Genomic DNA, 5,412 nt, shown 5'->3' on the forward strand with positions numbered 1-5,412 from the left:
TTTCAGCACAAACACGCCAGTATCATTGCCGAGTATAGATTGGTGTATGCCAGAAATCTTGAGAAATGGATTGAGAGAGTAAATGCTTATGTGTAGAATCTTGCCAAGTTTTGTTGTGTAAAAACTATTTAATTCGTATTTTAAGTGCCGAAATGAGTAGCAACAAAACAAAAAAGAATTGTAGCCGAATAATAATTATTGGGCGGCTATTGTGATAGAAAGTGATGTAAATTAACAAACGCTTAATGGCACTTTGGAAAATAAGTACCAAACAATTGGGGACTTTTACACAAAATTTTACAAATAATAAATCCTTTCATTCTAAAAACAATTTTTATGCTTCACATTTCTAAACTAAAACATTACTTCATTGTAAGTTTGGCTTTAGGTGGTTTATTGATTAGCTGTCGAGAAGACATGCAAGTTGTAAGTCCGCCCACAGCAATCCAATCAACAACCATTCGTTCGTCAGCTCGTGTAGCGGCAGTTGCCTTGACTGAAGGTTTTGAGGTAGGTGCTACCAGTCCTAAAACAGCTTATGATGTTGCTCCAACTGGCTCATCAAGTGGCGATAACGTAACGCTTCAAGCCAAGTCATGGAATTTGTATGATGCCGTAATTGGTAATTTGGCGGCTGATAAAAAAGCAGGTTCGTGGTCAGCACGTATTCGTAATACTGGCAAAATCACAATGTTGTTTAACCAAACAACAGGTATTAGTACTGTAACCGTAAAACACGCTACTTACGGAACTGATGTAGCCTCTACTTGGGGATTGTTTTACTCAACGAATAGTGGAAGCACCTGGACTCAATCAGGCTCAACATTAACAACAACTGCTACGCTTCAAACAGCAACATTTACAATTAATTTAACAGGTACTGTAAGATTAGAAATTCGTAAACTTTCTGGTGGCACGAACCGTATCAATATTGATGATATCGTAATCAACGATAATGCTGGTACAGGTGGCGGTGGCGGCATAACGGGCAAAAAGTTCTTGTTTGATGCAACCAAATATGAAAATGCAGGAAGTGCCGACTGGTTGATTGATGCAGACGGAACAGTAAGCGTACCTATATATACTGGTGGAACTACCGTAGAAAGCTCGGCTCAACGAATCCCAACCCCATCTTACACTGGTATCACAGCATCAACTCCCGAAACCTATTGGAAAGGTGGAATGTCGGCTTGGGCTGTTGAATTAGTAAAACGAGGCCACCTTGTGGAAACACTACCCGCAGGAACAGCAATTACCTATGGCAATACTTCAAATCCACAAGATTTAAGCAATTATGATGTATATATGCTCATCGAACCCAATCGCTTATTTACAGCTGCCGAGAAAACTGCCATCATGAATTTTGTGGCGAATGGAGGTGGAATAATGTTGATAGCTGACCATACTGCTGCTACAACGGCAGGTACCGATGCCAATGGCTATAATCCTTCGGATAGAGATGGCGATGGTTACGATTCTCCGAGGGTAATCAACGATTTAATGTCGAACAATGGTATTAACAATAATAATCCTTTTGGTTTTACGGTTGATTATGTAGATGTTGATGAACAACCAACAACCAAAGTTTATACAGGCACAAATGCAAATGCTCAAAAACTACTCAATGGTTTGGCCGGAGCCGCAACAAAGTTAGCTTTTTATGCAGGTGCAACTGCTACAATCAACACTACTGCTAACCCAAATGTACAAGGTTTATTTTGGAGAATGAGCGGAACTGTTGGGGCAAGCACGCAAGTAATGGCTCTTTTATCGACTTACGGAACAGGCAGAATCGTATTCGTTGGAGATAGCTCACCCTCTGATGATGGAACTGGTGACACAAACGATAATTTATTTAATGGCTGGTCAGGTGATGCTCCATCTGGTTTTACTTCGCACCCAGCTTTGCACCTTAATGCTGCTCTTTGGTTAGCAAAAGCACAGTAAAAGGTAGAAACATTTTTTTAGGAGGCCCGAATTGGCCTCCTTTTTTATTTTCAATCATTTTAATAGACTTAACAAAAACCTAACAAATCGCATTGTTACTTCACAATAGCTTAAAGTTGGCTTCACATTCAAGTCATAAGACATCTTGACCTTTGCACCATCAAATTTTCAGCATCCAAAATCTGCTTTTTGCTGAATACAACGCAATAAACCCAAATAATTCTAATCATTTTTTATGAACAAATCTCTACTCAAAACCAGATTCACTGGTTTCATCAGAATTTTGTTTTGTTTGCTTTTGGCCGTAATGTACGCCAATGCTCAGAACCAAAATGTAAGTGGCAAAATTTCTGCTCCAAACGGAGAACCCATTCCTGGGGTAAGCGTGCTTGTGAAAGGTTCGAATCAGGGTACAAACTCAGATGCTGAAGGAAATTACAAATTATCTAATCTTTCGGCTCGCTCGGTGTTAGTTTTTTCGGCAATTGGTTTTACAACCGTAGAGAAAATCGTTGCTAATCAGTCGGTTATCAATATTGCATTGCAAGAAGATACTAAAACATTGAACGAGGTAGTAGTAACTGCCCTCGGTATCAAGAAAGATGCACGCCGCATTGGTGTGGCTATTCAGTCGGTTGATGGAGCTTCTACAATTAAAGCTCGTGAACCCAATGCAATCAATGCTTTGGCTGGAAAAGTGGCGGGTCTTACGGTGGGTATTCAACAAGAAATGCTTCGTAAACCAAATATCTCATTGCGTGGTAATAGCGAAATTCTTTTTGTTGTTGATGGTGTGCCAATCAACTCTGATACTTGGAATATCAGCCCCGATGATATTGACACTTATTCGGTTTTGAAGGGGGCTTCGGCATCGGCTTTATATGGTTTCCGTGGAAAAAACGGTGCTATTTTGATTACAACTAAGCGTGGTACGAAAGATAAACGTGGTTTTTCGGTTGATGTAAACTCTTCGACAATGTTTGACAGAGGTTTTTATGCAATTCCGAAAGTACAAGACGAATACGGCCCAGGTGACCACGGTCGCTATGCTTTTGGCGATGGAAAAGGTGGTGGTCTAAATGATGGTGACTACGATGGCGGTTGGGGACCAAAATTTGAAGGTCAGTTGATTCCGCAATACGATAGCCCAATCGACCCAGCTACTGGAAAAAGAACTGCTACGCCATGGGTGGCTCGTGGAAAAGACAATTTAGAGCGTTTCTTACAAACAGGTATTCTTTCGACCAACAATATTGCTGTTTCTTCGACTGGCGAAAAATATAACTTACGTTTTTCTACTTCGCAAATTTCGCAGCGTGGCATCGTGCCAAATACTAAATTGAATATCACCAACTTCAATTTGGCCTCTGATTATAAGTTTTCAAATAAACTTTCGTTCAATTCGAGCTTACAATATAACCGTCAGTACACGCCAAATATTCCTGATATTAATTACGGCCCTAACTCAATTATCTACAACATGACCCTTTGGGCTGGTGCCGACTGGAACGTGGACGATATGCGTAATTATTGGCAGCCGGGTAAAGAAGGTATCCAGCAGATTTATGCCGAATACCAACGCTACAACAACCCGTATTTCATGAGTTATGAGTGGCTTCGTGGACACCAAAAGTCTGACATCATCGGTCAAGCAGGCCTAACTTATAAATTTACCAATTATTTAGAGGCAACGGTGCGGTCGCAGATTACTACTTGGAACTTGTTCCGTAGCGAAAAAATGCCTTATTCGGCTGGTTCGTATGGCCGTGACGAGCGTCGTGGCGATTACCGTGAAGACCGTCGTAATTTGTTCGAGAATAACACCGATGTTTTGGTGAAATTCGATAAAGACTTATTTGCTGGTTTTAACACTAAAATTTGGGCTGGTGGAAATATTCGTACGTTTGAGTATAATTCACAATATGGTTCAACCGATTATTTGAACGTTCCGGGCTTGTATAATTTCAATAACTCATCAAACCCTGTTCGTACGGCCAATTTTGCTTCTGACATGCGAGTAAATTCGGCATATTATTCAGCTGACTTTTCATATAAAAACTTCCTGACACTCTCTACAACTGGCCGTGTTGATAAACTCTCAACTTTGCCAGCTGGAAATAATACTTTCTTCTACCCATCGGTAGCTTTAGCAACAGTTGTTTCTGATTACGTACGCGTACCAGAGGTGATTTCTTTCTTGAAACTTCGTGCTTCGTACGCCAACGTGAAAGATGGTCTTACTCGCTCAACTATTGGTACAACACCAGCTCTTACGGGCGATGGCAACCCAATCGGTTATGGCGACCAATATTATTCGCCTTACGATGGTCCAAGTTATTTAAACTCTGCGGTTTATTCAACGCCTTTTGCATACAATAATACACCAGCGGCTTACTTCACTGGAGCATTAAACAACCCGAATTTACAGCCAAGCTCTACTTCGCAATCTGAAATAGGACTTGATTTAAGAATCTTGAAAAACCGTTTGGGCTTCGACCTTACGTATTTTATCTCTGACGAAGGCCCAAGAATCTTCTCTTTACCGATTTCAACGGCTACTGGTTATAGTTCAGCTTTGGTAAATGGTATCAAAACTCAGAAAACAGGTTGGGAATTGGCCATTACAGGTTCACCAATCAAGACCGCTAATTTCAATTGGGATGTAGTTGCCAATTACTCTACGTTCAAAGAAGTGCTTACCGAAATCTACCCGGGTGTAGATAAACTAAATGTATTCTTTAAAGTAGGTGATAGATTAGATAAATTTTACGGCCGTGCATTTGCAAAAACTCCTGATGGTCAGATTATTAACGATGCTTCGGGGCGTCCGATTTATAATCCAGTTAATCAGTTTTTGGGTTATATCAATCCTAAGTTTGTGTTTGGTATCAACAATAAATTTAGCTACAAAAATATCAATTTGAGCTTCCAGTTCGATGGTCGTATCGGTGGCGTGATTTCTAACTATATCCAACGCCAGACTTTCCGTGGTGGTCGTCATATCGAAACCACAACTGGTAAATTTGGTGAAGCTCGCTACCAAGATTACCTCGGTGTAAAAGCCTACGTTGGCGAGGGCGTTGTGGTATCGAATGGCGTGGCTATCAAGTATGATGCCGATGGAAAAATTACGAATTATGCCGAATTACAATATGCTCCAAATACTACGAAGCAATTTGTGCAAGATTACGTGAGCCGTTATTATAATTCTGATGAAGGTAATTTAATGAGTCGTTCGTTCGGTATGCTTCGTGAAGTAGTATTCGGATACAGCCTTCCAGAAAAGTGGTTTGGTAATAAAATTAGAAATGCTTCCATTTCGGTTGTAGGACGTAACTTGTTCTACTTCGCCGAGAAAAAAGACATCGACTTAAATCAATATGTTGGTGGTGGTAGTAGAAATGCAAATCAGTATAATGAAAGTGGCTCTTCGGGTTTGCAAACACCATCAATGCGTAGATATGG

2 protein-coding genes are annotated in these 5,412 nt (G+C 40.5%); both read left to right on the plus strand.

Translation table 11 applies throughout. The features are described from left to right. Window positions 1-336: 336 nt before the first annotated feature. Window positions 337-1,947, plus strand: coding sequence for a hydrolase (locus tag ACOVO2_RS06135; protein ID WP_421769119.1), 1,611 nt, complete (start codon window positions 337-339; stop codon window positions 1,945-1,947). A gap of 235 nt (window positions 1,948-2,182) precedes the next feature. Beyond that, a partial coding sequence (locus ACOVO2_RS06140) for a SusC/RagA family TonB-linked outer membrane protein (RefSeq protein WP_421769120.1) occupies window positions 2,183-5,412 on the plus strand: 3,230 nt, incomplete at its 3' end.

Origin of the sequence: Emticicia sp. (assembly GCF_049241225.1) — a bacterium.
GTDB lineage: Bacteria > Bacteroidota > Bacteroidia > Cytophagales > Spirosomataceae > Emticicia.

Bases quoted from the DNA above. Each gene is read 5' to 3' on its own strand.
- ACOVO2_RS06135 (WP_421769119.1), top strand. From the start codon at position 337: ATGCTTCACATTTCTAAACTAAAACATTACTTCATTGTAAGTTTGGCT.